25 protein-coding genes and 1 tRNA gene are annotated in these 24,248 nt (G+C 70.8%); 6 read left to right on the forward strand and 20 right to left on the reverse strand.

What is annotated here, in order from left to right:
• The first annotated feature begins 11 nt into the window (after positions 1-11).
• Positions 12-587, forward strand: a complete 576-nt coding sequence (locus OG472_RS22370) for an antibiotic biosynthesis monooxygenase (RefSeq protein ID WP_401610316.1) — start codon at positions 12-14, stop codon at positions 585-587.
• Between the two features lie 14 nt (positions 588-601).
• On the opposite strand, the gene OG472_RS22375 is transcribed toward OG472_RS22370, so the two are convergent.
• The 13 genes from OG472_RS22375 to OG472_RS22435 all read right to left on the reverse strand — a co-directional run bounded on the left by OG472_RS22375 (position 602) and on the right by OG472_RS22435 (position 12,814).
• Positions 602-2,254, reverse strand: a complete 1,653-nt coding sequence (locus OG472_RS22375) for a long-chain fatty acid--CoA ligase (RefSeq protein ID WP_405941940.1) — start codon at positions 2,252-2,254, stop codon at positions 602-604.
• 152 nt (positions 2,255-2,406) lie between these two features.
• Positions 2,407-2,940, reverse strand: coding sequence for a SigE family RNA polymerase sigma factor (locus OG472_RS22380; RefSeq protein WP_401610313.1), 534 nt, complete (start codon positions 2,938-2,940; stop codon positions 2,407-2,409).
• Positions 2,941-3,075: 135 nt separating this feature from the next.
• Positions 3,076-4,242, reverse strand: a complete 1,167-nt coding sequence (locus OG472_RS22385; protein WP_401610311.1) for a lipid-transfer protein — start codon at positions 4,240-4,242, stop codon at positions 3,076-3,078.
• Positions 4,239-4,622, reverse strand: a complete 384-nt coding sequence (locus OG472_RS22390; protein WP_401610310.1) for a MaoC family dehydratase — start codon at positions 4,620-4,622, stop codon at positions 4,239-4,241. Before OG472_RS22390 ends, OG472_RS22385 begins: the two co-directional genes overlap by 4 nt.
• A complete protein-coding gene (locus tag OG472_RS22395; RefSeq protein WP_401610308.1) occupies positions 4,619-5,662 on the reverse strand; it encodes an acyl-CoA dehydrogenase family protein in 1,044 nt (347 codons plus the stop codon). Before OG472_RS22395 ends, OG472_RS22390 begins: the two co-directional genes overlap by 4 nt.
• On the reverse strand, positions 5,662-6,615 hold the full coding sequence (locus OG472_RS22400) for a bifunctional MaoC family dehydratase N-terminal/OB-fold nucleic acid binding domain-containing protein (RefSeq protein ID WP_405941941.1): 954 nt from the start codon (positions 6,613-6,615) through the stop codon (positions 5,662-5,664). The genes OG472_RS22395 and OG472_RS22400 overlap by 1 nt, the downstream gene beginning before the upstream one ends.
• The gene (locus OG472_RS22405; RefSeq protein ID WP_401610305.1) at positions 6,612-7,769 is read right to left on the reverse strand and encodes an acyl-CoA dehydrogenase family protein; all 1,158 of its coding nucleotides are present in this window, start codon (positions 7,767-7,769) and stop codon (positions 6,612-6,614) included. Before OG472_RS22405 ends, OG472_RS22400 begins: the two co-directional genes overlap by 4 nt.
• A 201-nt stretch (positions 7,770-7,970) precedes the next feature.
• Positions 7,971-8,282 (reverse strand): hypothetical protein, encoded by a 312-nt coding sequence (locus OG472_RS22410; protein WP_401610304.1) that lies wholly within the window; start codon positions 8,280-8,282, stop codon positions 7,971-7,973.
• 578 nt (positions 8,283-8,860) lie between these two features.
• Positions 8,861-9,280 (reverse strand): DUF6344 domain-containing protein, encoded by a 420-nt coding sequence (locus OG472_RS22415; protein WP_405941942.1) that lies wholly within the window; start codon positions 9,278-9,280, stop codon positions 8,861-8,863.
• A 220-nt stretch (positions 9,281-9,500) separates the two neighbouring features.
• The gene (locus tag OG472_RS22420; RefSeq protein ID WP_401610300.1) at positions 9,501-9,626 is read right to left on the reverse strand and encodes a hypothetical protein; all 126 of its coding nucleotides are present in this window, start codon (positions 9,624-9,626) and stop codon (positions 9,501-9,503) included.
• Complete coding sequence (locus OG472_RS22425; RefSeq protein WP_405830943.1) at positions 9,623-10,291, reverse strand: ABC transporter ATP-binding protein; 669 nt, start codon at positions 10,289-10,291, stop codon at positions 9,623-9,625. Before OG472_RS22425 ends, OG472_RS22420 begins: the two co-directional genes overlap by 4 nt.
• 28 nt (positions 10,292-10,319) lie before the next feature.
• Positions 10,320-12,410 (reverse strand): bacteriocin-associated integral membrane family protein, encoded by a 2,091-nt coding sequence (locus OG472_RS22430; protein WP_405941943.1) that lies wholly within the window; start codon positions 12,408-12,410, stop codon positions 10,320-10,322.
• A 116-nt stretch (positions 12,411-12,526) separates the two neighbouring features.
• A complete protein-coding gene (locus OG472_RS22435; protein ID WP_401610295.1) occupies positions 12,527-12,814 on the reverse strand; it encodes a lactococcin 972 family bacteriocin in 288 nt (95 codons plus the stop codon).
• A 400-nt stretch (positions 12,815-13,214) separates the two neighbouring features.
• Between OG472_RS22435 and OG472_RS22440 the strand changes: the two genes are divergently transcribed.
• The gene (locus OG472_RS22440; protein WP_405941944.1) at positions 13,215-13,640 is read left to right on the forward strand and encodes an SCO4225 family membrane protein; all 426 of its coding nucleotides are present in this window, start codon (positions 13,215-13,217) and stop codon (positions 13,638-13,640) included.
• A gap of 129 nt (positions 13,641-13,769) precedes the next feature.
• Here OG472_RS22440 and OG472_RS22445 read toward each other — a convergent pair.
• Positions 13,770-13,854 (reverse strand) — tRNA-Ser (locus OG472_RS22445).
• Positions 13,855-14,018: 164 nt separating this feature from the next.
• Here OG472_RS22445 and OG472_RS22450 point away from each other — a divergent pair.
• Positions 14,019-15,032, forward strand: coding sequence for a hypothetical protein (locus OG472_RS22450; RefSeq protein WP_405830948.1), 1,014 nt, complete (start codon positions 14,019-14,021; stop codon positions 15,030-15,032).
• A 29-nt stretch (positions 15,033-15,061) separates the two neighbouring features.
• Here OG472_RS22450 and OG472_RS22455 read toward each other — a convergent pair whose 3' ends face one another.
• The 5 genes from OG472_RS22455 to OG472_RS22475 all read right to left on the reverse strand — a co-directional run bounded on the left by OG472_RS22455 (position 15,062) and on the right by OG472_RS22475 (position 20,470).
• Complete coding sequence (locus OG472_RS22455) at positions 15,062-16,009, reverse strand: trypsin-like serine peptidase (RefSeq protein ID WP_401610292.1); 948 nt, start codon at positions 16,007-16,009, stop codon at positions 15,062-15,064.
• A 268-nt stretch (positions 16,010-16,277) separates the two neighbouring features.
• Positions 16,278-17,324 (reverse strand): YeiH family protein, encoded by a 1,047-nt coding sequence (locus OG472_RS22460; protein ID WP_405941945.1) that lies wholly within the window; start codon positions 17,322-17,324, stop codon positions 16,278-16,280.
• Positions 17,324-17,872, reverse strand: a complete 549-nt coding sequence (locus OG472_RS22465; protein ID WP_401610289.1) for a cysteine dioxygenase — start codon at positions 17,870-17,872, stop codon at positions 17,324-17,326. Before OG472_RS22465 ends, OG472_RS22460 begins: the two co-directional genes overlap by 1 nt.
• Before the next feature lie 79 nt (positions 17,873-17,951).
• Positions 17,952-18,857 (reverse strand): LysR family transcriptional regulator, encoded by a 906-nt coding sequence (locus tag OG472_RS22470; RefSeq protein ID WP_383564899.1) that lies wholly within the window; start codon positions 18,855-18,857, stop codon positions 17,952-17,954.
• A gap of 89 nt (positions 18,858-18,946) precedes the next feature.
• Positions 18,947-20,470 carry a trypsin-like peptidase domain-containing protein gene (locus OG472_RS22475; RefSeq protein ID WP_401610287.1) on the reverse strand — a complete coding sequence of 508 codons (1,524 nt, stop codon included), beginning with the start codon at positions 20,468-20,470 and terminating at the stop codon, positions 18,947-18,949.
• Positions 20,471-20,707: 237 nt separating this feature from the next.
• On the opposite strand from OG472_RS22475, the gene OG472_RS22480 reads away from it, so the two are divergent.
• The 3 genes from OG472_RS22480 (at position 20,708) to OG472_RS22490 (ending at position 23,393) form a co-directional block, all read left to right on the forward strand.
• Positions 20,708-21,496, forward strand: a complete 789-nt coding sequence (locus OG472_RS22480; RefSeq protein WP_383565613.1) for a glycerophosphodiester phosphodiesterase — start codon at positions 20,708-20,710, stop codon at positions 21,494-21,496.
• Between the two features lie 171 nt (positions 21,497-21,667).
• Positions 21,668-22,183 carry an ATP-binding protein gene (locus OG472_RS22485; protein WP_376611851.1) on the forward strand — a complete coding sequence of 172 codons (516 nt, stop codon included), beginning with the start codon at positions 21,668-21,670 and terminating at the stop codon, positions 22,181-22,183.
• A 235-nt stretch (positions 22,184-22,418) separates the two neighbouring features.
• Complete coding sequence (locus tag OG472_RS22490) at positions 22,419-23,393, forward strand: DUF5926 family protein (RefSeq protein WP_401610285.1); 975 nt, start codon at positions 22,419-22,421, stop codon at positions 23,391-23,393.
• A 180-nt stretch (positions 23,394-23,573) separates the two neighbouring features.
• Here the strand turns inward: OG472_RS22490 and OG472_RS22495 are convergent, their stop codons facing one another.
• A complete protein-coding gene (locus OG472_RS22495; RefSeq protein ID WP_401610283.1) occupies positions 23,574-24,146 on the reverse strand; it encodes a hypothetical protein in 573 nt (190 codons plus the stop codon).
• Between the last annotated feature and the right edge of the window lie 102 nt (positions 24,147-24,248).

The following is a 24,248-nucleotide window of genomic DNA, read 5'->3' on the forward strand; positions in this document are numbered from 1 at the left end:
ATCCTGGCCCGATGGCCATCACCCACACGACCGAGCACACCGTCCCCGCCGACAACGGGGAGGTGAACCTGCTCATCGCGCGCCAGGTGGAACCGGGGCACGAGGAGACCTTCGAGGCCTGGGCCCACGGGATCCTGGAGACGGCGGCCGGCTTCCCGGACCACCTCGGGTACGGGCTCTTCCGCCCGGCGACGGAGGGCGGGCCGTGGTTCCTGGTCCACCGGTTCCGCAACCAGGCGGCGTTCCAGCGCTGGCAGGACTCCCCGGAGCGGGCCCAGTGGTTCTCCAACTGCCTCGGCCACCACCACACGGAGATAGCCCGCCGGGAACTGCACGGCATGGAGACCTGGTTCGCCAAGCCGGGTACGACCCGGCCCGCGCCGCCGCGGTGGAAGATGGCGATCAGCTCGGGGCTGGCCATCTTCCCGATCTCGCTCGCCGGCAACGCGGTGCTCGGGCCGTACCTGGTGGATCTGCACTTCGTGCTGCGGACGGCCGCCTTCGCCGTCGTCTTCAGCACCCTGATGACCTACGTGGCCATGCCCGCCGTCAGCAGGCTGCTGCGGCCATGGCTCACCCGGGGCTAGCCCCGGTCGTCGCGTCAGTCGAGCTTGGTGACGTCCAGCGTGCCTTCCGCGTACTGCTGGCGGATCACCTTCTTGTCGAACTTGCCGACACTGGTCTTCGGCACGGCCTCGATGGCCGTCCAGCGCTCCGGCAGCTGCCACTTGGCGATGGACTGCGCGAGGAACTCCCGCAGGCCCGTGTAGTTCACGGTCGCGCCCTCCCTGAGGACGACGGTGGCCAGCGGGCGCTCGCCCCACTTCTCGTCCGGGACGGCGACGACGGCGGCCTCGGCGACCTCCGGGTGCGCCATCAGCGCGTTCTCCAGCTCCACGCTGGAGATCCACTCACCGCCGGACTTGATGACGTCCTTGGCGCGGTCGGTGAGGGTGAGGAAGCCGTCGGGGCTTATGACGCCGACGTCCCCCGTCTTGAGCCAGCCGTCGGCGCTGAACTTGTCCTCGGGCCGGAAGGGTTCGCCGGACGCGCCGCCGTAGTAGGAGCTCGCGATCCAGTTGCCGCGCACCTCCAGCTCGCCCGCAGACTCACCGTCCCAGGGCAGGAAGCCGCCGCCGCCGGGGCCGACCAGACGGGCCTCGACGCCTGCGGGGAAGCGGCCCTGGGTGATCCGGTAGGGCCACTCCTCCTCGGCGGTCAGTCCGGCCGGCGGGTGGGCCATCGTGCCCAGCGGGGAGGTCTCGGTCATGCCCCAGGCGTGACAGAGGCGGACGCCGAGCTTGTCGTAGGCCTCCATCAGGGAGGGCGGACAGGCCGAGCCGCCGATGGTGACGTTCTTCATCGACGTCAGGTCGCGCGGGTTGGCGGTGACCTCGGCCAGCAGACCCTGCCAGATGGTGGGGACGGCCGCGGCGTGCGTGGGCTTCTCCCGCTCGATCATCTCGGCGAGAGGCGCGGGCTGCAGGAAGCGGTCCGGCATCAGCATGTTGACGCCGGTCATGAAGGTGGCGTGCGGCAGCCCCCACGCGTTCACGTGGAACTGCGGGACCACGACGAGGCTGGTGTCCCGGCCGGTCAGCCCCATCGACTCGGTCATGTTGACCTGCATGGAGTGCAGGTAGAGCGAACGGTGGGAGAAGACGACGCCCTTGGGGTCCCCGGTGGTGCCGGAGGTGTAGCACATGGCGGCGGCCTGGCGCTCGTCCAGCTCGGGCCAGTCGTAGCTGTCGGGGCGGCCCTCCAGGAGCTCCTCGTACTCGTGCACGCGCACGTTCAGGCCGTCGAGCGCCGAGCGGTCGCCGATGCCGGAGACGACCACGTGCTCGATGGTCGGCAGGTGCGGCAGCAGGGGCGCGAGCAGCGGCAGCAGGGTGCCGTTGACCAGCACGACCCGGTCGGCGGCGTGGTTGACGATGAAGACCAGCTGCTCGGGAGGGAGCCTCAGGTTGAGCGTGTGCAGGACCGCGCCCATGGAGGGGATCGCGAAGTACGCCTCGACGTGCTCGGCGTTGTTCCACATGAGGGTGGCGACCCGGTCGTCCTGCTGCACTCCGAGCTCGTCGCGCAGGGCGCTTGCGAGGCGGGTGGCGCGGGTGCCGATCTCGGCGAAGCTGCGACGGTGCGGCTCAGCTTCCCCGGTCCAGGTGGTCACCTGGGACTTCCCGTGGATGGTCATCCCGTGGCGAAGTATGCGGGTGACGAGGAGCGGTACGTCCTGCATGGTGCTGAGCAAAGCGTCCTCCCGATGAGCGCTGCGGCGCTGCGGCGGCTACGGATGCTGCCGATTCTGCGCACATACCGCTCGGCATGTCACTACCCGGGGGTAGAAACCAGTTCGTGTTTCACGTGAAACATCCTCTCGTTTCACGTGAAACATCCCGCGTCTCACCGAACCGGCGTGAGCTCCGGGTCCTCGCGGAGTTTGCCCAGTGCGCGGGAGACGGCGCTCTTGACCGTGCCGACCGAGACACCCAGCAGCTCCGCGGTCTGCGCCTCGCTCAGGTCCTCGTAATAGCGCAGGACGACCATGGCCCGCTGGCGGTCCGGCAGCCGGGTCACGGCGCGCCACATCGCGTCGCGCAGGGCCTGCGCCTCCGCGGGGTCGGAGGCCGGCACCGCCTCGGTCTCCGGGAGCTCATCGCATGCAAACTCGTCGACCTTGCGCTTGCGCCACTGGGAGGTGCGGGTGTTGACGAGGGTCCGCCGGACGTAGCCGTCCAGGGCGCGGTGGTCCTCGATGCGATCCCAGGCCACGTACGTCTTGGCGAGGGCCGTCTGGAGCAGGTCCTCCGCATCGCACGGGTTGGCGGTGAGGGAGCGCGCGGTGCGCATCAGGACCGTGCCGCGGGTCCGGACGTACGCCGAGAACGACGGATACGGCGTCGGGTTCGAGGCGAGCGTGCACACAGGCGTGGTCATGTCTCCACGCTAGGAGCGCCCGCCCGCCCTGAAATCGGCCGCAGGTGCCGATGGTGGATCCACCTCAGGTTGTAGGAGTAGGGCAGCCCCCACCCCCTGAAGGTGGAGGGAGTGGGGGGCCCGAGGGACCGGGTCTCAGCCGTCGGCGCCGAGGATCAGCCCAGAGGTCGGCACTCCGGTCCCGGCCGTGACGAGGGCGTGCGCCGCGCCCTCCACCTGATTGACGGAGGTGCCGCGCAGTTGGCGGACGGCCTCGGCGATGCCGTTCATGCCGTGCAGGTACGCCTCCCCGAGCTGACCCCCGTGGGTGTTGATCGGCAGTGCGTCCGCGGCCACGAAATCGGCGGCCTCGCCGGGCTTGCAGAAGCCGAACTCCTCCAGCTGCATCAGCACGAACGGGGTGAAGTGGTCGTAGAGGATGCCCACGTCGATGTCCGAGGGCCGCAGCCCGCTGGTCCGCCAGAGCTGGCGCGCGACCACGTCCATCTCGGGCAGCCCGGTCAGGTCGTCGCGGTAGAAGGAGGTCATGCCCTCCTGGCGGCGGCCGGCGCCCTGCGCGGCCGCGGTGATCACGGCGGGCGCGTGCCGCAGGTCCCGGGCCCGCTCGGCCGTGGTGACGACGAGGGCCTGGCCGCCGTCGGTCTCCTGGCAGCAGTCCAGCAGCCGCAGCGGCTCCACGATCCAGCGCGAGGCGGCGTGGTCGGCGAGGGTGATGGGCTTGCCGTGGAAGTAGGCGGCCGGATTGTTCGCGGCGTGCCGGCGGTCGGTGACCGCGACGTGCCCGAAGGCCTCGGGGGTGAGCTGGTAGGTGTGCAGGTAGCGCTGGGCGGTCATGGCCACCCAGGAGGCGGGGGTCAGCAACCCCCAGGGCAGCGACCAGCCGAGCGCCGCCCCCTCCGCCGAGGGCTCCCGCTGCTGGACGCCGGAGCCGAAGCGGCGCCCGGAGCGCTCGTTGAAGGCGCGGTAGCAGACCACGACCTCCGCGACCCCGGTGGCGACGGCGAGGGCGGCCTGCTGGACGGTGGCACAGGCCGCGCCGCCGCCGTAGTGGATGCGGGAGAAGAAGGACAGGTCCCCGATGCCGGCCGCCTGGGCGACGGTGATCTCGGGGTTGGCGTCCATCGTGAAGGTGACCATGCCGTCGACGTCGGCTGGGGTGAGCCCGGCGTCGTCGAGGGCGGTGTGCACGGCCTCGACGGCCAGCTTGAGCTCGCTGCGGCCGGAGTTCTTGGAGAACTCGGTCGCGCCGATGCCGGCGATGGCGGCCCGGCCGCCGAGCTCGTCCCGGGTGCGGACGCTCATGCCGGCACCTCCGCGGTGACCGTCCCCGACACGTGGTGGCCGATGCCGTTGGCACCGACGACCCGGATCTCGACGGTGTTCCCGGCCAGGGCGGTGACCGTCCCGGTGAGGGTCATGGTGTCGCCCGGGTAGTTGGGGGCGCCGAGGCGGATGGCCACCTTGCGCAGGACGGCCTGCGGCCCCAGATGGTCGGTGACGTACCGGCCGACCAGACCGTTCGTGGTCAGGATGTTCATGAAGATGTCCGGGGAGCCCTTCTCCTGCGCGAGCGCCGCGTCATGGTGCACGTCCTGGTAGTCGCGGGAGGCGATCGCGCCCGCGACGATCAGCGTGCGGGTGACCGGTATCTCCAGCGGCGGCAGCGTGTCGCCGATGTTCATGCGTGTTCTCCCTCGGCTGTCGAAGCGATCGAAGCTCCCAGTTCGGCCAGCAGCTCACTGCCGCAGCCCAGGTACGCGTCCAGCTGGCGCCCCCACAGGAAGTGCCGGTGGACGGGATGGTCCAGGTCGGCGCCCATGCCGCCGTGCAGGTGCTGGCCCGCGTGCACGACCCGCTTGCCCGCCTCCGAGGCCCACCAGGCCGCCGTCAGCGCGTACTCGGGGGCCGGCAGGCCCTGGTCGATGCGCCAGGCCGCCTCGTACGCGGTGACCCGGATCGCCTCGGTGTCCATGTAGGCGTCGGCCGCGCGGAGCATGACGCCCTGGTTGGTGGAGAGCGGCCGGCCGAACTGTTCACGGGTGGAGGTGTGTTCCACCGCCCGGGCGAGCGAGCCCGCGCAGACGCCCGCCTGGAGCCCGGCGAAGGCGGTCCGGGCGGCGGCGAGGGTGTCCTCGTAGGCGCCTTCGCTCCCGAGGCGCTCGGCCTCGGCTCCGGACAGGGTCAGCCGGCCCGCCGCCCAGGGAGCGGTGGTCTCCACCGCCGCCGTCTCCACTCCGGGCGCATCCGTCCGTACGAGCCACAGCGCCCGGTCCGCGTCCGGGACCAGTACGTGCGTGGCGTCGCGCAGCCAGGGCACGGCGGGGGCGGTGCCGGTGAGGCGGCCTTCGGACGAGGTGGTGATCCGGCCGCGCGCCGGGAAGGCTCCGGTGGCGACGGCCTCGCCCGCGCCGAGGGCCGGCAGCAGCCGGGCGCGCTGCTCGGGGCTGCCGTGTGCGGCCACGGGGAGGATCCCGTAGGCGCAGGTGGCGGCATAGGGGACCTGCGCGGTGGTGCGGCCCTGTTCCTCCAGCAGCAGGACCAGTCCGAGCAGGCCGATCTCCTCGACGGCGGCGATCAGTCCGGCCGTGGTGAGGGCCTTCCACAGCTCGGCGTCACTGCCGGTGCCGGCGGCGGCGAGGCGTTCGTGGGTGGCGAGATCGACGAAGATCCGGGCGGCGAGACCGGCCGCGGCGGCCTGTTCCTCGGTGGGGTGGAAGTCCATCAGCCCTCGCTCCCGCGGAAGACGGGGAGTTCGAGGTCGTCGTCGACGCGCAGGAACTCCAGCTGGACGGGCAGGCCGATGCGCACCTTGTCGTACGGCACGCCGGTGATGTTGCTGATCATCCTGACCCCCTCGGCGAGTTCGACGAGTGCGACGGCGTAGGGCGGGTCGAACGCCGGGAAGGGCGGGTGGTGCATGACGACGTAGCTGAACACCGTGCCGGCTCCGGAGGCCTCGACGGTGTCCCAGTCGGGGCTCGCGCAGGCGTTGCAGCCGGGCAGCCACGGGAAGCGCAGGGTGGCGCAGGAGGTGCAGCGCTGGATCAGCAGCTTGTGGTCCCGCACCCCGTCCCAGAAGCCCTGGTTGTCGCGGTTGACCACCGGGCGGGGGCGCCGGGCCTCGGGCTTCTTCTCCCGCTGGGCGGCGGGGGCGTACTTGAGGATCCGGAAGCGGTGGGTCCCGACGAGCTCCCCGCCCGCCTGGACGTCCATGCGGGTGGTCACGAAGTGGCCGGTGCCCAGCTTGGTCGTCTTGCGCGGTGACACGGATTCGATGACGGCGTCGAAGGTGATCGCATCGCCGGGGCGCAGCGGGCGGAGGTACTCCTGCTCGCAGTCGGTGGCGACCACGGAGGTGAAACCGGCGCCGTCGAGGAGCGCGAACAGCTCGTCATAGGCGGAGGAGCGGTCGGAGTGGCCGGAGAGCCCGCCCATCGTCCAGGCCTGGAGCATGGTGGGCGGAGCGATGGCGTCCGGCCCGGTGTAGGCGGGGTTGGCATCGCCCATCGCCTCGCACCAGTGGCGGATCATCGGCTCGTTGACCGTGTCCTTGCCCCGGCCCCCGGTGGCGGCCGGCTGCCCCTCGAAGGCCGCCAGCAGCGCCTGGAACCGGGCCGCCGCCTCGGCCGTGTCCGTGCCGGTGCCCGTACCGGTCCCGGTGACGTCCGCCGTCATCGCTTCCTCCCCTTCATGCCGAGCCGCATCATGGCGACGATCTCCCGCTGGACCTCGCTGACCCCGCCCCCGAAGGTGTTGATCTGCGCGGCACGGTTCATCCGCTCCAGCTCGCCGCCCGCGAAGACCCCGGGCCCCGGCCCCCGGATCAGGGCCTCCTCGCCCACCACCTCCTGGCACATCCGGTACACCTCGACGGTGGACTCGGTGCCGAGGAACTTCACTCCGCTGGCGTCGCCCGGGGCCAGGCTGCCGCCGCCCACGTCCTGGACGAGGCGCCAGTTGAGGAGGCGTACGGCGGCCAGTCGCGCGTGCGCCTCGGCGAGCCGGGACTGCACCCAGGGGAGGTCGGCGGGCCGGTGGCCGGTGACCGGGTCGGGGGTACGGGCGTGGCTGAGCGCGTACCCGTAGAAGTCCTCGGCCTGCATGCCGATGGCGGCGAGCGCCACGCGCTCGTGGTTGAGCTGGTTGGTGATCAGACCCCAGCCGCCGTGCTCGGGGCCGACGAGGTTGCCGGCGGGCACGCGGACGCAGTCGTAGTACGTCGCGGTGGTCGTGAGGCCGCCGACCGTCTCGATCGGGGTCCACGCGAAGCCGGGGTCGTCGGTGGGCACCAGAATGATCGATATGCCCTTGTGTTTGGGGGCTTCGGGGTCGGTTCGGCAGGCGAGCCAGATCCAGTCCGCGTTCTGGGCGTTGGAAGTGAAGATCTTCTGCCCGTCGATCAGCCAGTCCGCGCCGTCCCTGACCGCACGGGTGCGCAGGGAGGCCAGGTCGGTGCCGGCCTCGGGTTCGGAGTAGCCGATGGCGAAGACGATGTCGCCCGTGAGGATCCGGGGCAGGAAGTAGTCCTTCTGCTCCTGGGTCCCGTACTTCATCAGGGTCGGGCCGACGGTGTTGAGCGTGACCATGGAGACGGGGGCGCCGGCCCGGTAGGCCTCGTCGAAGAAGACGAACTGCTCGTCCGCCCCTCGGCCTTGGCCGCCGTACTCGACGGGCCAGCCGAGGCCGAGCAGTCCGTCGGCGCCGATGCGGCGCAGCAGTTCGCGCTGGCGGGCCGGGTCCTGGGGAGCTCCGTCCGGCAGCAGATCCTGGAAGTACGCGCGCAGTTCGGCGCGGAGCCGCAACTGGCCTTCGGTCGGGGCGAGGTGCACGGCGCTGGCCTCCCGGCATCACATCATCGAGGGAACCTGACTGTCCGTCAGATTCACCCGTGGTGTCAAGGTCGGGAAGGGAGGCAGGCGCAGGACGCCCTCCGCAGAGCGCGGGCACGCGCGAGGGCGCCTGCGCTACCGGACCCCAGCCGGTCCGGTCGCACAGGCGCCCCTCAAGATGCGGAGCGGCTCAGGCCGCGGCTACCACCAGGGGACGAAGTTGACGTCTACGTTCGAGTTGGCCTGGTGGATCGCCGTGAAGGCCGAGCCGTTGACCTGCGCGCTGTTGTTCTGGTTGGAGGCACCGGAACCGGTGGCCACCTGCTGCGAGGTGGACGAGTTGCCGCTGTTGGAACCGCCCACGCCGCTGCCGATGATGCTGGCGACGCTCGCATTCGATCCGTCGTTCGCGAAGGAGCCGTTGTCGGCCGATGCCACCCCGCCGAAGAGCGCGACGGCGAGGGGGAGAGCGGCGACGGCGGCGATGACGCGGGCGGTACGGATGCTTGCCATGTCTTTATCCTCCAGAAAACCGAAGTGGGACTTGCTCCAAGGCAGTTGGCCGACCGCCTCGGTCGTTCCGTGTGGTGACGACGTCGCGACACCAAAGTTGCCCACCGAATCCCCGGCGAACCATCCCGGAGCCCCCGATTCCCCCGCAAGTATGACCAACATCGGATAAACCTCATTCGCGCCCCCGAAGCCCCAGGTCAGCACCCTGGGAGCGGCTGCAGCCCGCGACGCACAAGGGAGGAAGCGTTCCGCCAGACCTCCCTGTCCCGGACATGCCGAAAAGGGCCGCGCCGTCCGGGAACCCCACCGTCTCCCGGGCCTGCGGCCCTGCAATGCCAAGCTTCACGCCCCTGCGCACCCCCGGCGCACGCCGGGGTGATCCATCCGCGCCCCGCTCCGGGGGCGCCACGCGGCGCGATCCACGGTCACGATCGACCGGGCTCCAGCGCCGTACGACTAGGTCTACGACTGGGGCTACATCTACATCTACATCTGCGACTGCGACTGCGACTGCGACTGCGGGTACGCCTACGCGTGCGACTGCGGATACGGGTACGGGTACGGGTACGGGTACGGGGTCACGCTGCGAGCGCGAGCGCTCGTCGGGCGGGGACCGTGCGGGTTCCGACTCCGACTCCGACTCCGACGGGGGATGCAACCGAGGTCGGGAGCCGATCGGCGGTTACCGGTCCGGCGCCCATGGCCGCGGCGGTGGTCGAGCGGCGGACGGAGGGGGTCTTGCCGTGGGCCTCGGCGCGGATCCGCTGCTTGATGGTCGGCGGCAGCGAACCGTCCCGCATCATCGCCCGCCAGGTTCGCCGGGCCGTGACGGCCGGTCGGGCGACGGGGACCGCGGCCGCGGAGGCGGTAACACCGGCAGCCGGGGCGGTGGCGCCGGCCAGAGCCGCCTTCCCGCCGAGGCCGAGGGAGGAGAGGAGGGCCACGAGGGCGGTGAGGAGGGAGGTCCAGATCGATGAGAGGGCGCTGCGGTGGGCCATGACGGGATGCCTCGATTCGTGATGTTCCGACGGGCGGATCTGCATACATTCGTCATGATGTGTTCGCAACCGCACCGCTCCCACCCTCCGCGCCGATCTTCCGACAAACACCACCCGGAAGGACGTATGAACGCCGAAGCAGGCCCGGGTCGGGGACCCGGGCCTGCTTCGGAAGAGCGGAGAGAAGCGGAAAGAAAGAGGAGCGGAGAAAGGCGGACCGTCAGAAGATCCGGAGGCCGATCCGGCCGAGGATGGTGCCGGCGTGCGTGCCGTAGACGGCCAGGACCGCGATGCCGGCGAGAAGCACTGCGCCGAGGAGGGTGCGGCGGACGATGCGGGCGTTCATGCGTGCTGCCTTTCGTTCACGGGTACGGGGTGGGTGGCGTCGCCGACGGTCAGGACCGTGTCGCAGCGGTCGCGGACGGCGTCGTCATGGGTGGCGATCACGACCGCGCAGCCCTCCTCGCACATCGTGCGGAGGATGTCGACGACCATGGTGGTGTTTCCGTGATCGAGGGCGCCCGTCGGTTCGTCGGCGAGGACGAGGGCGGGCTGCTTGACGATCAGGCGGGCCAGCGCGACGCGCTGCTGCTCACCGCCGCTGAGCCGGTGGACCTGCTCCTTCTCCCGCCCGGCCAGCCCGACCCGGTCCAGGGCCTCGGCGACGGTCGGGGCGTCCTTCCTCGCCCGTCGCGGTTTCATGGCGACCTCGAGGTTGGCCGCGACGCTCGCGTTCTCGATCAGCGCGTAGTTCTGGAACAGGTAGCCGAGAACGTCGCGCCGGTAGTGCCGTGTGGCGCGCGGGCCGAAGCCGGTGATGTCGCGGCCCTCGTGCCGGATCGCCCCCGAGCTCGGTGCGTCGAGGAGGCCGAGGCAGTTGAGCAGCGTCGACTTGCCGGAGCCGCTCCGGCCGGTCAGGGCCAGCATCTCGCGGCGCGCCACGGTGAAGGAGAGATCGGACCAGAGGGTTCGCGGGCCAAAGGACTTGGACAGACGCTCGATCTCGATCATGTGGAAACTCCTGCAGAAAGGTGGGGGATCACGACTCGGTCGCCCCTTCCTTGACGATCCGGCGGTGGAAGACGACGAGGGCCACGAGCACCGCCGCGACCTCTACGGCGACGAGCACGCCGGTGACGCCGAAGTCGAGCCCGGTGAATTCGGCGGGCGGGGTGGGGGCGGGGATGCCGAGGCTTTCGTAGCGGGCGGCGTCCTGGTTCTGCTGCCACACCTGGAAGGGCACCCATCCGGCGAGCAGCACGGCCAGCAGGCCTTCGAGCAGCAGGACGGGACGGTGGGTGGCCGTGAAGGTCCAGCCGCTGATGTGGCGGGCGAAGATCGCCTGAGCGTTCTTGCGGGAGTGGACGATGCAGACGCCGACCCCGGTGATGAGCAGCACCGCCACGGCCACGACCAGGTTGAACAGCTGGAGCCGGAAGTCCCCGACCACCTTGCGCAGCTCGAGCGCGGCGTCCTGCCCCACGGGGGTCACGGCGGTGACGTACGACTCCAGGTGCCGCTGCTGGACACCGGCCGTGACGTCGTCCGGGTTCTGGAAGACGATGCTGCGCTGGGAGGCGTAGCTCGTGTAGCCCTTGTCGCTCAGGTAGGGCGCGCCGTTGGGGAAGACGATGACGACGGGGTCCGTCACCAGGGAGTCGTCCGCACCCGGGTGGTCCGATGCGCGCGATTTGCCGCGCGGGTTGTAGGTGAAGACGCGCTGCCCGTCCTTCGTCGGCACGGTCTTCACCTGCGCCGGAGCGATCTTGCCCGGGTCGCTCGGGCTCAGCCACGTCGGGGTGAGCTCCTTGAGCCGGGCGGTGTGCTGCGCGAGGTTCTCGGGGACGAGGAGCCGGATCTGGTCGGGGGCGGCGGCGGTCGGTTCGATCCGTCGCCCCGCCGGGTCGAGGAGGGGCTGCTTCGCGAGGAAGGACTCGTTGACGACCAGCAGGTCGCCCTTGGTCAGGCCCGGTATGCCGGCCGACAGCCGCAGGTCCCGGTGCCCGGCGACGATGATCTGGCCGTCCCGGTCGGCCTGGCGGAGCCAGGGGCCGACGTTCTCGTCCAGGCTGCGCAGCGCCGTGTCGCTCGCCAGGCTGCCGTTGAACCGGATCGAGGTGGCATCGCCGATCTTCGCGTACGCCTCCCGGCTCTCCTGCCGGGCCAGGACGTCCTGGGCGCCGAGCACGACGGCCGTGGCGATGCTGAGGGCGAGGAGCAGGGCGGGTATCCGTACGACATAGGCGCTGATCGACGCGGCGCGCGCGGGCAGTTCGCCCTTGAGTGCGCGCAGGACGTCGGTCTGGAAGGTCAGCCAGAGCATGGCCGAGTGGGTGACGAGGGCGATGAGGCTGAGCGCGAGGGTGACGCCCAGGGCGATCGCGGCGAACTGGCCGATCCACGCCAGCCCGTTGTAGAGGCCGAGGGCCAGCAGGGTCAGGGCGGAGACGGCGGCGCAGGCGACCGACCAGAACGCCGCCAGCTGCCGCATGTCGCGCAGGAGGATCCGGCCGAACGATCTGCCCTGGAGCCGCTGCACTCCGTAGGCCTTGGCGTTGAGCAGGACGCTCGCGCCGGTCATCGTGACGACGGCGAGCGCGACCACGAAGAACGAGCGGTACAGCGCGCTGTCGGCGTAGACGGTGGTCAGCTGCGCCAGGGAGAAGGGCTGGTTGACGGAGGAGACCAGCCCGAGCTCGTCGAAGGTCCGGGTCAGCGACGCGGCGGCGGCGTCCGGGCCGATGACGTAGTAGAAGCCGCGCGGGTCGCGCTGGCCCAGCTCGGAGACGGGGTGCACCTCGGTCCGGTATCCGCGGCTGAAGGCGGGATAGCCCTCGCGCAGCCAGTCGGAGTGGGGGCCACCGGGTGCGAGGTAGAGATGACGGCGGTGGGACGGGTCCTTGAGGTCGGGGACCTCGCGGACGACCGTCGCGTGGTTCTTCGCGGCGAAATCGGCGACCGCGGCGGCGGCTTGCGAGCCGCTGGCCGCGCCGTCGGCGTCCGTCACCCAGACGACGGCGGAGTGCCCGAGGGCCCAGTCCTCGTCGAGACTCCGGAGGAAGAGGAAAGAGAGGGTCGCGGAGAACGCCAGGACGACGGCGTGGGCGAACTTGATACCTCGATGCAGCATCTATTGCCTAGCTAGGGGCACTTCTGGAGCGCAGCGCGTGGGGGGAGCAAGCCGCCCGGCCCCGGAGGGCCGGACGGCTCGGCACTGAAGGGCCGGGGCGTGGAACCCGGCTCAGATCAGCAGGAGGTGTTGTAGTACGACTTGTTGCCGCTCAGCTTCACCTTGGCCGAGGTGATGGACCAGGAGCCCTGGGCGGCCTCATCGCTGTCGATGTAGGCACCGACGGAGGTCGAACCGTGGCACTTGGAGCCGTGGTAGTAGTCCGACCACACCGTGGCGGTACCGGCGCCGTAGTTCCACTCGCCGCCACCGACGTAGGCGGTGGTCGCCAGGGCCGGAGCGGCACCGGCGATGATGAGTGCGCCGGTGGCGACTGCGACCTTCATGCTGCGCTTGATCTGCACTGCTGACTTCCTTCGTTCACGCGTACTGATGATCATCTGGAAATGATCTTTGCGGAGGGCGCCAAAACCATCGGGGGCATGTCAACCGGCCATATGACTCAAAGCCGTTGGTACGCCCGGACCTCCGCGGTCGCGTGGTGATCTTCACATTCGGCGAGGTCAGGAGGGCCGGCCACGTGACCGGAAGCCGGCGGGCGGCACGCTTCCCCGGCGGCTGCCGCAGGCGCTCCCCGGCGTGCTCACCGTGCACGGCTCTGACCAAGTACGCACGGCCGAGCAGGATGAGTAGGCGTACTCAAGTGGCGGTCCCCGGCAGCTTCGAGACTGGGTGCAGGTCGAACGAAGCGGAACGGGAACGGGGAACGACATGGTGCGGCGCTGGTCGAAGCCTGAGATGTGCGTGCCCGGTGGATACCTGGCCCTGGTGGTCGCGATGCTGGTCTACGTCGCGGTCGGCAGCAGGACGGGCGACATCGGGTTCTTCGGAGTCTGGCCGATCCTGGCCACGGCGCCGGTCAGCCTCCTGCTGTTGACGTCCTTCGGACCCGCGGCGGATGCCCTGGACTCGGCCCCGCCCCTGGATCCCCATCCCCAGTACGGCTCTCAGCCGCCCACGAAGCTGCCCACGGACTACCCCTCGGAGTCAGACCCACTCCCCGCGGACTGGGTGGCACCGGACACATCCATCGACACCAAGCTCGACATGTGGTCCGAATTCGGCTTCTACGGCGCGGTCCTGGTCAGCGCCCTGGTCAACGCCGCGGCGATCTGGGCCCTGCTCCGCTACGTGGCGCGGCGGCGCGACGCCAGGAGTGCGCAGGTCTAGCGCCGTGATCCTGGCCCACAGATGGCCCATACGCGCTCGTCAACAGTGGGATACGGGTGCATCAAGGTGAGACAGGCTGAGCAGAGAGGGCGGACACCCTGATCGGGTGCCCGCCCTCTGACCTGCAAGCGGTGGGTGTGGGATTTGAACCCACGGTGACTCGCGCCACGACGGTTTTCAAGACCGTTCCCTTAGGCCGCTCGGGCAACCCACCCTCGCCCCGGCCGACCAGCGGCGGAGCGGGGTCCAGAGTACCGGCTGACGCCACTGCTCGGCGCGCCCTAGAACCGCCGTTGCGATTTCCGCTGGTGGGTGTGCATACTCCGCTGCGCTCAGCGCTCGAACAACCGCGCGACTTTCAAGGCATCAGGGACATCCATGGCCGCAATCATCCTCATAGCTTCTCTCGTGGCCGCGTACTGGCTCCGGTACGGACTGCTCCCCCTCCGGCCCCAGAACGGCCGGCTGCCCGGGCCCGACCCTCAGCTCGAGCCCGTCCTCAACTCCGTCCGTACGGGGGAGTGGGAGCCGGCGGCCCTCCTCGTGGGCTCTGCCGGGAGCGACTGGAACCTGCGCGCGCACTACGTGCAGCACCTCGCGTACACGGCCGTCCACGACGACGGCGCCTGGCTCGGAAAGTGGCACGCCGCCCGCCCCGAGGACCCGGACGCCATGCTGGTCAGCGCATGCGCACGCATCGAGTACGCCTGGAAGCTGCGCGGAGCCGCCTACGCGAGCGCGACCTCCGCCGAGCAGGCCCAGGGCTTCCACCGTGAGCTGGCCGGGGCCCGGCAGGATCTCGCGCACATCGCCGCGCTGAACCCGGATGACCCCACCCCGTTCGCCAAGGAGATCTGGGTCGCCCTCGGACTGGGGTACTCCAAGGAGCAGATGCGAGCGCTGTGGACCGAGGTCACCAAGCGGGCGCCCGACCACTACCAGGCCCACTCCGCCGCCCTGCAGTACAAGTGCCGCAAGTGGCGCGGTTCCGCTCAGGAGGCCGAGCAGTTCGCCGCCGAGGCCGCGCGACGGGCGCCGAAGGGCAGCCTGCTGACCGTGCTGCCCCTGGTCTCCTGGTACGAGCACCACGTCCTCAGTGCCGAGGGACGCGTACCCGCCGATTCCTTCCGGACCCCGATGCTCACCGCGCTCGTCGACGCCGCCCTCGACGACGTGGCCGCGGCCGAAGGCCACCCGAACCTGCCCTCGGCACGGCACGCCCTCGCGTACTTCCTGCTCCGCCAGGGCCGCTACCGGGCAGCGGTCCTGCAGTTCCGCCACGTCGACGGCTACGCGGAAGCCTTCCCCTGGCGGTACCGGCCGTGGAAGAAGCTGTCCTACCGTGCCCACCGCACGCGGGCCATGTGGGGAGCCCTGCTCACCCGCAGGTGAGCGGGGTCTGCCGGGCTCCCCACACCGGGTCAGGAGACCTGGGCCTTGTCGTAGGCCGCCTTCGCCTCGTTGCCGAAGTACGGCCCGTACATCCGGTTCGGCAGGAAGGTGTAGCCGAAGCTGTTCACCGAGACCTGGGTGCCGAGGCCCGTGGCCTCGTTGAAGTCCTGGAACCAGGGGCCGCCGCTGGAACCGCCGGTCATGTTGCAGGCCAGGCCGTGGTCGCGGGTCAGCAGGAAGTCCTTGCTGCTGTTGCCGCTGCAGTAGACCAGCTTCGTGCCGTCGTACGGGGCGGCGGCAGGGAAGCCGAAGGAGTACATCTTCTTGTTGTAGCCGCCGTTGAAGAGGATCCCCTGGGCGCCGACGGCCTGGCTGAGGGTCTGGCCGTTCAGCGGGGCGACGACGGCCAGGCCGACGTCCATGTTCATGTCCTCGCTGGCCGCCCACTGGTCGGTGGCGAAGGTCTTGGTGGCCGACCACTGGCCGTAGGGCGCGGACCCGTTGTTGTAGGCCGGGACGAAGACCCAGTTCGTGTGCCAGGCGCCCTGGTACTTCACGCAGTGGCCGGCCGTGATGACCGTGCTGCCGTTGGCGCTGGTCACCGAGTCGCCCGAGCAGGAGGCGGTCCGGCCACCCATCGTGAAGAAGACCCGGCCCGAGGTCTTCACGACCGCGCCGCCGCCCGTCCACGCGCCGCCCGCCTGCGGGAAGGCCGTGGGGGAGGCGGCAGCCGTCGGGGCGATCCTGGTGGCCGCCGGCGAGGTGGCGACCGGGGTGCGGGACGTGCCGGGGACCGCCGTCACGTCGAGCGGGGTGGCGCTGCGCATCCGCTCGGCGGTCCAGAAGCCGGAGGTGTGCTGCTGCCGGAAGGACGCGGGGGTCTCCGCCGCGACCGAGGGAGCGGCCGCCGTCAGAACGCCCGCGACCAGGGCGCCCGCCGAGAGCAGGACGGATAAGGCCGTGCGATGACGATTCACGCATGACTCCTTCTGCCGTGCCCGGTCCGGGTGAAGCCGGGCAGGGTGGGGGTGAAGAACGGTCGGTGCGGATCGGCTGTGCGCGGTGCGTGTGCGTTGCGCGGTGCGTGTGCGTGGTGGCTTGGGCGTGGTGGCGTGTGCGTGGTGGCTCGTGCCGGGTGCGGCCTTGCCGGGGCAGAGTGGCACGGCCGCGCGTCAATGTCAGCGGGCAGTCAGAACGTTCGGTCGGTTCCGGCCAGGAAATGGCCAACTCCCCGCCGTTGCGCCGTCATGCGGTGAGCATCACGCCCGCGTACGAAACACCGGCCACCACCACCCAGGCCCCGAGCCCCAGCGCCGCCGCCCGCCCCCCGGTCCGGGCCAGCGTCGGCAGGTGCACCGCGCTCCCCAGGCCGAACAGGGCCGCTGCCAGCAGTGCCTCCTGCGCGGTGTGCGCCCACTCCAGCGCTACGTCGGGCAGTGCGCCGGTGGCGCGCAGCGCGGCCGCGGCCAGGAAGCCGGCCACGAACAGCGGAACCGGGGCCGGCCGGCGCCCCGAGGCGGTGCGCACACCGCGCCGCCGGGCCCGTACGGAGAAGGCCACGGCCGCCACCAGCGGGGCGAGCAGCGCCACCCGCATGAGCTTGACCAGCACCGCTTCGCCCAGGGCCTCCGGGCCCGCGGTCTGCGCCGTCGCCACCACCTGGCCGACGTCGTGGACACCGGCGCCGACCCAGCGTCCGAAGGCCGGGTCGGAGAGTCCCAACGGGCCCTGGAGGAGCGGGAGTACCGCGATGGCGAGGGTTCCGCAGAGGGTGACCAGCGCCACGGACGCGGCCACGTCCTCCTCGTCGCTGCCCGACACCTCGCTCACCGCGCCGATCGCCGAGGCCCCGCAGATCGAGTAGCCGGTGGCGATCAGCAACGGCTGGTCACCCGGGAGGCCGAGACGACGCCCGAGCCAGACGGTTCCGAGGAAGGTGGCCGCGACCACCCCCACCACCATCGCCACCGTGGCCCAGCCGAGCCGGAGCACCTGGTCCAGCCCCAGGCCGAGGCCCAGCAGCACGATGCCGATGCGCATGAGCCGCCGGCCGGCCAGGGAGAGACCCGGGCGCGCGGTTCCGCGTACGAAGGTCCGCAGACGGGGGAAATGCGCCGCCGCGATACCCAGCACCACCGAGGCCGTCAGCATGGGGACGGCGGGTACGAGACGGTGGATGCCCCAGGCGGTCAGCGCCCCGCCCGCAGCCATCGCCAACCCGGGCCAGGGCGTGGATGTTTCACGTGAAACGTGGCGGACCGCCGCGCCGTGGGGGCGGTGGAGGAGGGCCATCAGTCGACGGGGAGCGTATAGACGCGACGGATGCTGGTGCCCAGCCGGGACACGTCGGCCCCGTACACGTGCACGGATATCGCCTTGGCGCCACAGGAGTTGCGCACCTTGTGGATATCGCCGGGCGGGGCGAAACCGCAGACCTCACCCTGCGCGTTGACCACGTCCTCGGTGGCCACCAGACGGGCCGGGCCGACGCCCGGCGCGAGGCGGAAGCGGCGTTCGCTCTCCTCGCCCTGGTGTACTCCGGCCACGCACCACGACACGTGGTCGTGGATGCAGGTCTCCTGCCCGGGCAGCCACACCAGGGCCACCACCGAGAAGCTGCCGTCCGACTCGGCGTGCAGGACGTGCTGGCGGTACCGCTCCGGGTCGCCCTCCTGCTGGGCCGGTGTCAGGAGGTCGGGCGCGCCCAGGTGCGGGGCGAGCCGTTCACCCACCAGATACGCGGTGAGGTCGGGAGCCAGCCCCCGCTCCACGACGGTGCGGATCTCACTGACGAGGGCGGCCATCCTCGTGGTGGTGCGGGCCGGCGTGGTGGTGGTCATATCGGCAGCGTGCTGCCGTCGTTCCATCACGTCCAACGACAGTTATGACCTGAAATCCCAAGCACCGCTTATGGGTTGATCAGCAGCCGACCCGGTTCGCCGCCGCCTGCTTCAGTGCGTCGAGGACCACGGCCGTCGCCGGAATCCGCAGGTGGTCCCGGTAGACGTAGGCGGCGATGTGCCGGCGCGCGGCGGGTTGGAGCGCCCGCCCGCACACCCGGGTCAGCGAGAGGGAGGGCAGCACCAGGGCGGGCATCATCGCCACGCCCAGCCCCTGTGCGACCAGGCTCTGCACCACCAGGTTGTCGTCGGTGGCGAAGCGGATGTCGGGCACGAAGCCCAGCTCCGCGCACTCGTGCAGCAGGTTCGCCCGGCAGCGCGGACAGCCGGCGATCCACCGTTCCTCGGCGAGGTCGGCCAGGTGCACGGCGCGGCGCCGGGCCAGCGGATGCCCGGTCGGGAGCAGCACCGTCAGCTGGTCCTCCAGCAGCCTGACCTCGGCGACCTCCTCCGGGATCTCCTCGTGCAGGCCGGGATAGGTGAAGGCCAGCGTGATGTCGCACTCGCCGCGCTCCAGCCGGCGCAGCGATTCCGGCGGCTCGCCCTCCAGCAGCTCCACTTGTACGCCCGGATGGTCTTTGGCCAGGCCGCTCAGGGCCTCCGGTACGAGGGTGACGTTGGCGCTGGGGAAACCGCACAGCCTGACCCGCCCGGTGCGCAGGCGGGCGTACGCCCTCAGCTGCGCCTCGGCGGCGGAGAGGTTGCCGAGGATGGTCTCGGCATGCCGGGAGAGCGACTCGCCGGCCTCGGTGAGCTGCATCTTGCGGCCCACGCGGGTGAACAGCGGGGTGCCGACGGCGCGTTCGAGCGCCTTCATCTGCTGGGTGATGGCGGGCTGGGTGTACCCCAGCACACGGGCGGCCGCCGAGTACGACCCGGAGGCGACCACCGCGTGAAAGGTCCGTATGTGCCGGGAATCGAACACCAACGAAGCATAAGCGGACGTTGGAGGGGCCGTAGGCAGAATCCCGCCTACGGCCCCTCCTCATCGGGCCACCGCCGTGGCCGGTCCCGCTACTTGTCGCCGACCCGCGAGCCGAGCGTGATGTCGACCGTGGTCGGCTTGCCGCTGCGCAGGTAGGTCAGCTTCACGGTGTCGCCGGGCTTGTACGTCCAGATCATGCTGATCAGGGTCGGGCCGCTGTCGACCGGCTTGCCGCCGAACTCGGTGATGACGTCGCCGGGCTTCAGGCCGGCCTTGCCGGCCGGGCCGTTCGGGTCGACGAGCTCGTTGGCCGCCGCACCCTGCTCGGAGATCTTCGCGCCCTCCGCCTTGGCCTGGAGGTCGACGGAGACCGAGATCACCGGGTAGACCGGCTTGCCCGTCTTGATCAGCGATTGGGCGACGTTCTTCGCCTGGTTGATCGGGATGGCGAAGCCGAGGCCGATGGAGCCGGCCTGGCCGCCGCCGAAGCCGCCGTTGCCGGCCGACTGGATCGCGGAGTTGATGCCGATGACCGCGCCGCGGCCGTCGAGGAGCGGGCCGCCGGAGTTGCCCGGGTTGATCGAGGCGTCCGTCTGGAGCGCGCTCATGTACGAGTTCTTGCTGCCGCTGCCGTCTCCGGAGGCGACCGGACGGTTCTTGGCGCTGACGATGCCGGTGGTGACCGTGTTGGACAGGCCGAAGGGGGCGCCGATCGCGATGGTCGAGTCGCCGACCGCGACCTTGTCGGAGTCGCCGAGCGGCAGCGGCTTGAGACCGGCCGGCGGGTTCTTCAGCTTGAGGACCGCGACGTCGTAGCCCTGGGCTCGGCCCACCACCTCGGCGTCGTACTTCTTGCCGTCGGAGAAGATCGCGAAGAGCTTGCCGCCGTTCGCGGCGGAGGCCACCACGTGGTTGTTGGTGAGGATGTGGCCCTGCTGGTCGTAGACGAACCCGGTGCCGGTGCCGCCCTCGCCGTCGCCCGCCGAGGCCTCGATGGTGACCACGCTGGGCAGTGCGCCCGCGGCCAGGCCGGCGATGGAGCCGGCTTCGCGCTTGATGTCCTTGGGCGTGTTGGCCGCGCTGATCGTGGTCGAGCCGGTGCCGTTGTTGCTGCGCTCGGCGGCCCAGTAGCCGACGCCGCCGCCGATGCCGCCCGCGAGGAGGGCCGCCACGAGCACGGCCGCGATCAGGCCGCCCTTGCCCTTCGGCTTGGGTGCGGGGGCGCCGTCCGTGGTCAGGGGAGCGCCCCAGGCGCCGCCGCCGTGGCCACCGTACGCCGGCACGGTGGGCGGCGGGGGCGGCCAGCCCTCGGCTCCGTGCGCGGCCGGCGCGGGAGCCTGACCGTAGGCCGGGGCCACCGGGGCGGGCGGGATCTGCTGGGTGGGCTCGGTACCGGGCGCGGGCGTAGGGGGAAGCTGCTGGGTCACCGGCTCTGCGGCCGCGGGCCCGGTCGCCGGAGCGGCCGGAACGTGCGGTGCGGCCTGCGGTGCGGCGTCTGCCGGCTGCGGAGCAGACGCGTGACCCGCCGCCTGCGTCTCGGAGGCCGGAGCAGGGGGTACGGACGGGGCCGCGGGGGGTGTGGGGGCCGCGGTGCCCTCGTTCTCGTTGCTCACAGCGCTCTCTCCTCGTCACACACGGCTTCGAAAAATCTATGGCGATCGGTCCGACTGAACGTTCCACGTGCCGCACAAGTTCCTGGGCAAAGCCTTTCCCATGACCCGTCAGAGCACTGTAAGCCGGACCTGTGCATCTCTCCCCATTCTTTATATCCGACATTTCGGACGGATCCACAGGATGGACCTCGACGCCGGGGGCCCGCTCGGTGGCACCATGACCCGGTGACCCACGCAATGCCGCGCACCATCCAGGTCGTCGCCCACCGCGGCGCCTCGGAGGACGCCCCCGAGCACACCCTGGCCGCCTACCGCAAGGCGATCGAGGACGGCGCCGACGGCCTCGAATGCGATGTCCGGCTCACCGCCGACGGCCACCTGGTGCTGGTCCACGACCGCCGGGTGAACCGCACCTCGAACGGCCGCGGCGCCGTCTCGGCCCTGGAGCTGGCCGATCTCGCCGCCCTCGACTTCGGCTCCTGGAAGGACCGCGAGGAGTCCCCCGACTGGGACGCGGACCCCGAGCGGACCTCCGTCCTCACCCTGGAGCGCCTGCTGGAGCTCGTCTCCGACGCCGGACGGCCGGTGCAGCTCGCGATCGAGACGAAGCACCCGACCCGCTGGGCCGGACAGGTGGAGGAACGCCTCCTCTTCCTCCTCAAGCGCTTCGGCCTGGACACCCCGCCCGCCGCCGGGCCGCACCCGGTCCGGGTCATGAGCTTCTCCGCGCGCTCCCTGCACCGGGTGCGCGCGGCCGCCCCGACGATCCCGACCGTGTACCTGATGCAGTTCATCTCGCCCCGGATGCGGGACGGGCGACTGCCGGCCGGGGTGACGATCGCCGGTCCCGGGATGCGGATCGTGCGCAACCACCCCGGCTACATCCGCAGGCTCCAGGACGCGGGCCACTCCGTACACGTATGGACAGTGAACGAGCCCGAAGACGTTCAGCTCTGCGCTGATCTGGGTGTGGAAGCGATCATCACGAACAGACCCCGTCAAGTTCTGTCCCAACTGGGGCGCTGACGTCCCGATTTGCACACCCGCCACCCCTGCCCCTTCCGTAACAGGGTGTGCTCCGGCGCATCCGCTCCGCATTCGTTCGGCATGAATGCGTCAGAGGGGCCCGCTTCGGCGGTTTCCGGTCCAGGCCATTGGGGCATCCAGACCATGCGTGGGGCTAAGGAGGTTCCGGGGGTGGCGTTGGTGGTGGCACAAGAAGTGCCCACGTCGTCGTGCATGGACGTACGCCATGGTCCTGCGGGCGTGGGCGAGGCTAGACACCGGATGCGCGAACAACTGCGGATCAGCGGTGTGCCCGAATCGGTCGTGGACGATGCCGTACTGATCCTTTCCGAACTGCTCAGCAACGCCTGCCGACACGGCAGGCCGCTGGGCACGCGGGAAGTCGGGGACGGGGAGATACGCGCCGCATGGCGCGTCGACAGAGCGGGGCGGCTGACGGTCGAGGTCACGGACGGGGGCGGTCCCACCCGCCCTGTTCCTGCCACGCCCTCGGTCACCGCGCGCGGCGGCCGGGGGCTGAACATCATCAGCGCCCTTGCCCAGGACTGGGGTGTCCGGGACGGAGCGGCGGGTGAGGTCACCGTGTGGGTGGTCGTTGCCTGTGGGCCCCGGCACGAGGATTTCGCTACGCGCGTTGCGCCCCCGGCGATCGACTTCAGCACGGCGTTCGACGACCTGGATCCCTGACTGCGGGATCCCTGACAGCACAGCCCTGCACCACAACTGAAGCTCAGTGAACCGCACGACCGACAGAACAACCGCACGACCAACAGAACAGCAGTACCGGTCATCCGCACAGGCGGCCGTCCGGGAGCGCACGCCGACCGTGCTCCCGGCCGCACACCACCGGTTCCGGCGGTACGAACGGCTAGGCTCGCGCCCAGACACGACGCCGTACCGCCGCAACCGGGAGACACGCACGATGGCCAAGAAGCGCCCCGCAGCCAAGACTGCAAAGCCGCAGCTCAACAACGGTGAAATCCCCGTTGTGGGCGCGCGCGAGCCCTGCCCCTGCGGATCCGGGCGCCGCTACAAGGCCTGCCACGGCGCAGCCGCCGCGCACGCCGTCACCGAGCACGTACAGCGCCCGTTCGAGGGCCTGCCGGGCGAGTGCGACTGGGTCGCGCTGCGCGAGCTCGTGCCCGCGGCCACCGTCCCGCTCACCCTCAAGGGCGGTCTGCCCGAGGGCGTTCCCTCCGTCACGCTGGTGACCGTACTGCCCATGGCCTGGCCGGCGCTGCGCCGCGAGGACGGGTCCGTCCTCCTCGGCCTGCAGAACGACTCGTCCAGCGGGGACCTCGGCCGCGACATGGCCGACACGCTGGAGCGCGCGCTCGTGGCGGATCCCGGTACTCCGGTCGCTGCCCGCCGGGTACCCGCCGAGGGCCCGCGACTTCAGGATCTCCTGGACGCGGACGGCGGTTTCGAGCCGGTTGTGCACAGCGGCTTCGAATTCTGGATTCCGGAATCCGAGAGCGCGCAGAACGCCTCCCCGGAGATCGCCGCCTCGCTGGAGCGCGCCAACGCGGCCGCCATTCCCACCGTCAAGCTGACCGGCGTGGACGCCGCCTACTGGTGCGAGACCCCGGAGAAGAACCACCTGCGCTGGGTCATGCCGCACCCCGAGGAGAAGCTGCTCGACGCCCTCGCGCGGCTGCACGCGGCCGGCACGACCTCCCTCGGCGAGGGCACGAAGCTCGTCGGTTCCTTCCGCGCGCACGGCCTCATGGTCCCCGTCTGGGACCTGCCCACCGGGGTGACGGCCGACGACGTCGAGAAGCCCGCGGCGGAGTTCGCGGAGCGGCTGGCCGGGGCCCTGGCCACGGACGCCCCGCTGACCACGGAGGAGCGCCGGGCACGCGGCGGACTCACCAACCGCCAGGTGACCCTCAGCTGACCGCGCGCACGCGTGGAGCCGGTGACCGGAGTCACAACTCCCGCTAATCGTCTGCAAATCGGTGTCTGAATATCAGAGATCGAATTTGCGAACAGGCGATCTCTTGTTACCGTTCTTGTAGCCCGGTCGCTGGTGCATCCCCCGTCGCCAGCGACCGGGCCCTTCCATTTTCGGCGGTACTCAACCGTCACCCGGTCCCGATGAGTTGCTCCCGGACCGCAGAAGCAGCTTCCCTTCATCATCCGGAACTGCAAACTCCGCTACGGCCGAGTAACTGTCAGGATCTCCGGCCGACTCTTCCTTCGGCGTTTCACACAGGCCCGGCTCGTCGCCCGCGCCGACCACGCACCGGATCTGCACCGTGCGCCCGGCCGGACCCATCATCGTCAGGACGGCGTCCAGCGCGCGACCACTCGTGTTCCTGTAGTAACTCCGGCCCCACGTATGGCCCTCGCCCACCAGCACGCAGGTCTGCGCCTCCACGCCGTGCGGCGAGGACAGTTCGGGACCGCAGCGGGAATCGGTCCGGGGCTGCTCCGCCGGGCCGGGCTTCCCCGGCTCCACCGCCCCCGCCGTCCGCGCCGGGGCCGCGGGAGACCTGCGGGGAGACTCCGAAAGCCCGAGCGCCGAGAACAGGCCGCCGCCTTTTCCGTCGCTCTGACCGGCAAAATCCGGCCCGGCGATCGCTCCGGCGAGTGGGAGCGACAAGATGATCAGCACACCGGCGCCGATACCGATCAGGCGGAGATTCATTCGCCGAAGATAGCGACGCGGGAATGGGGCGCGGAGATCCCCGCGCCCAATTCCCCTCGAAACCGGTCCCGCTGGCACCCGTACGAGTGACCCGCCGACACC

Source organism: Streptomyces sp. NBC_00207, assembly GCF_045160965.1.
Classification (GTDB): Bacteria; Actinomycetota; Actinomycetes; order Streptomycetales; family Streptomycetaceae; genus Streptomyces.